This window comes from Ligilactobacillus equi DSM 15833 = JCM 10991 (assembly GCF_001435735.1).
Classification (GTDB): domain Bacteria; phylum Bacillota; class Bacilli; order Lactobacillales; family Lactobacillaceae; genus Ligilactobacillus; species Ligilactobacillus equi.
Genome location: NZ_AZFH01000059.1, coordinates 1 through 5,172, shown reverse-complemented (window position 1 = coordinate 5,172; position 5,172 = coordinate 1). Strand labels below are relative to the sequence as shown.

The following is a 5,172-nucleotide window of genomic DNA, read 5'->3' as shown; positions in this document are numbered from 1 at the left end:
CCTTTATGGGTTTTCTTGTCCACTTAAATGTTCAACTTATATTTTACAATCTGTCTTTTAAAAAAGGTTTACCTTCCGTAATTTTCTTTTGCTCCTGACAAATTTTTATGCTAAACTTAGTTGTTAAAAAAATTGGAGGAAAAATCTTGCAAAAACTCAAAAATTTTTTTGATGTTACCATGTTAAAGTTTATCCTGGTGGGAATTGCTAACACTATTTTTGGGATGGGAATCATGTTTTTATTCTATAACTTTTTCCACTTTAATTATTGGATTTCATCAGCTTCTAACTATATTTTTGGCAGTATCCTTAGTTATTTTTTAAATAAATATTTCACTTTCCAAAATAATAGTAAAGGTTTCAAGGTGATTTTGAAATTTACCATTAATATTACAATTTGTTATCTTGTTGCCTACGGTTTAGCTAAACCACTAACCGTAATGGCTATGGCTAGTTTTGGTCCTAATATTCAAAATAATATTGCCATGTTAGCCGGATCGATTTTTTTTGTGGTTTTAAATTACGTAGGGCAACGTTTTTGGGCCTTTAAAGATTAGAACGTAAAAAAATGGAAAAAATTAAATCTTCCAACATCCTTTAAAATGACATCAAAAGAAACGCTAGAATTCACGCTCCGGCAACGTAAATTCTAGCGTTCTTTACTTTTTATGTCTCTCTTGCCTTTGCATATCCTAGTAAGGAATTTTCTAACCAAGGTAGTTCAATCCTTAGAGAATCCTCCCCCTACCTCCATAAACTCAATTTTTGGATAAATTAATAAATAGCACTTGTCTTTTTTTTAATTTAAGCTATAATTACCTTATAGATATATTAAAAAACGGTGAAAAGATGAGTAATTAAGTTAGTACTTATACAGAGAGCCTCAGTGCTGAGAAGAGGCTAAGGAACACTTAGTGAAGTATGGTCTTGGAGGATTTAGCTGGTGAAGTCTTGAGCCAGCTAGGGTTCTTACCCCTTAGCGTAAGCACTAATTTTAGTGATTGAGGTCTTTAATGTAAATTAAAGATAAATCAAGGTGGTAACACGGCTAGCCCCGTCCTTGACTTCTCTTTTGAGAAGTAAGGATGGGGATTTTTTCACTTGTCAATAATTTTTGGAGGTAATTTATATGTCAAAAAACGCACCTTTTCATTTTGATTTAGTAGGAAGCTTAAAACGTCCTACTAAATTGAGCCAAAGTCGTCATGCTTTTGAAGCCGGACAATTAGACCGAGCAAAACTTAAAAACTTACAAACTAAAGAAATTGCCCGTGTTGCCCACAAACAAGCAAAGCTAGGTTTCAACGCTGTAACGGACGGAGAATTTGCTCGGTCTTGGTGGCACCTAGACTTTTTATGGGGTCTAACCGGAGTTGACCGTTACGACTATAGCGAAAGTTACAAATTCCATGGTAGCAAAACCCGGACCGATAATGTCCACCTTACTGGTAGAATCGCTTATAACCCTAATCACCCTTTTTTCGAAGACTTCAAGACGCTACAAGCCAACACACCAGAAGGGATCTTAGCCAAACAAACTATCCCGTCACCAACTATGCTCTTTCGTGATAATCGTAGCGATCTAGCCCTTGATTTTTATGAATCATGGGAAGAATATTTAACTGACTTGGCCCAAGCTTACCACCAAACAATTCTTAGATTCTATGAACTTGGTTGCCGTTATCTCCAACTTGATGACACGACCTGGGCTTTTTTAATCAATAAATTCATTGATACTAAACATGACTTCCAAGAACAAGCTAAATACCGAAAAATCGCCGAAGACGCAGTTAAAGTTATTAACGCCACCCTAGCAGACTTACCAGACGACTTAACTATCACAACTCACGTCTGCCGAGGAAACTTCAAGTCCACCTACCTTTATACCGGTGGCTATGAATATATCGCTTCCTATCTAGGGCAACTCAACTACGATGGTTTCTTCCTAGAATATGACAATGAACGTTCTGGAAGTTTCGAACCTCTAGCTGAAATTTGGCACAACCGCCCTAATGTAACTATCGTTCTTGGCTTAATTACTTCTAAATTTCCTGACTTAGAAGATCCAGAGCAACTTAAGCAACGAGTTGTAGCAGCTAGTGAATATGTACCATTAGAAAATCTAGCTCTTTCCACCCAATGTGGTTTCGCCTCTACGGAAGAAGGAAATGCTGTTACTGAAGAAGAACAGTGGAAAAAACTAGCTCTTGTGGTCCAAACTGCTCAAGAAATTTGGTCCTAATTTTTAATCCCTAAGCTTGTATCTTGGGGTTTTTGTTACGCTAAAAATAGGAGGGTCCTATGTATATTGAAGAAAAATATCTTTCTTTTAAAAATTACCATACTTATTGTCGTGTGGTCGGTAAAAAAACTAAGCAAGCTCCCTTAGTCCTCTTACACGGAGGGCCTGGCTCCTGTCACGATTACTTTGAGGTCCTAGATGAATTAGCTGAACTAAGTGAACGCCAAATCATTAGTTATGACCAATTAGGTTGTGGACTTTCTTCGATTCCTAGTAACCCGAAATTTTACTGTATGGAAACTTGGATTGCCGAACTTATTAACTTACGCCAACAACTCCACTTGGATGAAATTCACCTTTTGGGACAATCTTTCGGAGGTATGCTAGCTTTGGCCTACCTCTGTGATTACCAAGCTCAAGGTGTTAAAAGTTTAATTTTATCTTCAACTCTGTCTTCGGTCTCACTTTGGGTTCAAGAGCTACACCGCCTTATCAAAGAGCTTCCTACTAATATGCAGGCTGCTATTGCCCAAGCAGAGACAAGCCTTGATTTTAGCCACCCAGCCTATCTCATTGCCAACAGTGAATTCATGAAACGACATGTTTACGAAGTTACTGAACAAAGCCCCAGTGTTTTAAAGCGTCCTCGTAAAATTGGCTCTTTAGCCTATAAAACTGCTTGGGGGCCCAACGAATACCATCCTAATGGCAATCTCAAAAACTTTGAATACACCCACCGCTTATCGGAGTTAACCTTACCAACTTTAATTACTAGCGGTACAGATGATTTATGTACACCTTTAATCGCTAAAACCATGTATGACCAACTTCCGTATGCTAAATGGGAACTCTTTGCTAATTGTCGTCACATGCCTTTTGTTGATAATCATTCCGCCTATCTTCAAACTCTTCAGACCTGGCTAGCTATGGTATAATGAGAGCGAAAGGATGTGGACTATCTTGCTACATGATGAAGCAATTATTAAAATTGATAAACTTAAAGCACAACTCCCCGCTTATATTAGTGAATTCATCACTGTCAAAACGGCCGATGAATACTCACCGGCAACCCTATTGGAATATCTCAAAAACTTCCATCAATTTTGCCAATGGTTAATTAATCAAAAAAAAGTTAGTGCTTCTATTACCGCAGATATTAGTGTGGGTGAACTTGACAAAATTACCCTCCGAGATGCCACCGAGTATAAATCCTACTTACTTAGCCGCCATAAAATGAATACCAAGCGCGTAGATCAAAATGGTCAAGCATTGCCTTCAAATGAACTATTAGCTAAACCTACCATCCAACGTCATATTACAGCTCTCAAAGTGATTTTCAAATATTTAGCCAAAAGTGCTAACAACCATCAAAATAAGCCTTTTTTGAGTCATAATATTATGGAAGACTTATCCAACGTAACTCAACGACAAACTTTACAGGCTCGGGCTGATGCCATTGAAGACAAGCTTTTTTTAGGTGATGAAAGTCAAGCATACTTGGACTTTATTGAAAACATTTATCCGCAAAATCTCACTCCGCGAGCATTACTATTTCACAAGCGTGATCTCGAACGTAATCTCGCCCTAAATGCTTTAATGTTAGCTTCAGGGTTACGTTTATCGGAAGTAGTAGGGATTAATCTTGATGATTTAGACTTTGAAAATAATCGAGTGTCAGTTCTGCGCAAAGGCTCAAAAAAAGACTCAGTCAGAATTGCCGCTTTTGCCATGGAATATCTTGATCGTTATCGTCAAATTCGCGACTCCCGTTACCATCCTGATAAATACGAGAAAGCCTTTTTTTTAACCTTAACCAAAGGGCATTCACAAAGAATCACCGGATCAGCAATTGAAAAAATGGTAGCCAAGTATTCCAAAGAATTTAAAGTTCGCGTCACCCCGCACAAATTACGCCACACTTTAGCGACACGGCTATACCAAGAAACAAATAACTTAGTTTTAACGGCTCAACAATTGGGACACAGTTCAACCACTACCACCACACTGTATACCCACATCAATAACGATGCAGCTAGCGATGCTTTAAATCGGTTATAGAAAAGTGAAAATAACAAGCCTTAAGAAATTACGCTTTCCAAAACGTTGATTTCTTAAGGCTTTTAACTTACGGAAACTAAGTTACAGATTTTTAATTTTTAACAAAAAATTGCAGCATCATCCAACCAAAACTGTTTGCTTTTTCAAATTATTAACTACTAAATCAGGTTGTGCACTTAACTTCAGAATTTATAATCTCGCAGAAAAAACAAACTCTACAATCCTAGAAGTTATAAATACACCAAAAAGTCTTAGAGAGTATACTCCCTAAGACTTTTTAAGCTATCTCTTCTTGCGATTAAGCATACTGAGTAACGGTACTAGGGTCATTAACACCCCCATACCAGCCATCGTACCATAAGTTCCTATTAAATTAGAACTTATAAAATTATTAATAACTTCACCAACGGACGATTGCTTGGCTGACTTTTCGACTGTTCCAACAATCCATTTGCCTTTTGCTGAATCACTACCAGTTTGTACTAGACCACTAGCGTCATTATTTTTTTTGCTAGCATTACCCACTATTACATTCACATTTTGGTTTGTAGTTTGAATATCACTTGTAAGTGTTATAGTAGTTGGATGTACTGATGACCCAGTTAAAACATTTAGTGGCGCTAACATCGAAGTGCTTATATCTTCAGTACTTGTAACCTGACTGACTTCCACTTCACTAGTTAAAATTTTTGCGATTTGATTTTGAAGAACTACACCCTTAAGTTCTGCTTTCCTAACAACCTCATCTGTACTCGTTGATTCAGACATGCTTGCACTCGTTGAAACTGAACCACTTGTACTTGTTGATTCTGATGCACTTGCACTCTTCGAAGCTGAGTCACTCGTACTTGTTGATTCTGATGCGCTTGCGC

4 protein-coding genes, 1 pseudogene and 1 other annotated feature are annotated in these 5,172 nt (G+C 37.5%); of the genes and pseudogenes, 4 read left to right on the top strand and 1 reads right to left on the bottom strand.

The features are described 5' to 3' along the window. The first annotated feature begins 179 nt into the window (after positions 1-179). The 4 genes from FC36_RS05495 to xerS all read left to right on the top strand — a co-directional run bounded on the left by FC36_RS05495 (position 180) and on the right by xerS (position 4,300). Positions 180-557, top strand: coding sequence for a GtrA family protein (locus FC36_RS05495; RefSeq protein ID WP_035188944.1), 378 nt, complete (start codon positions 180-182; stop codon positions 555-557). Between the two features lie 275 nt (positions 558-832). After that, positions 833-1,065: a binding site (T-box leader), on the top strand. 64 nt (positions 1,066-1,129) lie between these two features. After that, the gene (locus tag FC36_RS05490; RefSeq protein WP_023859538.1) at positions 1,130-2,242 is read left to right on the top strand and encodes a vitamin B12 independent methionine synthase; all 1,113 of its coding nucleotides are present in this window, start codon (positions 1,130-1,132) and stop codon (positions 2,240-2,242) included. A 59-nt stretch (positions 2,243-2,301) separates the two neighbouring features. Continuing rightward, positions 2,302-3,177 (top strand): proline iminopeptidase, encoded by an 876-nt coding sequence (gene pepI / locus FC36_RS05485; RefSeq protein WP_025021527.1) that lies wholly within the window; start codon positions 2,302-2,304, stop codon positions 3,175-3,177. Between the two features lie 25 nt (positions 3,178-3,202). Next, positions 3,203-4,300 carry a tyrosine recombinase XerS gene (gene xerS, locus FC36_RS05480; RefSeq protein WP_305068733.1) on the top strand — a complete coding sequence of 366 codons (1,098 nt, stop codon included), beginning with the start codon at positions 3,203-3,205 and terminating at the stop codon, positions 4,298-4,300. Between the two features lie 282 nt (positions 4,301-4,582). Here xerS and FC36_RS12120 read toward each other — a convergent pair. After that, a pseudogene (locus FC36_RS12120) lies at positions 4,583-5,172 on the bottom strand (hypothetical protein); the annotation flags it as partial.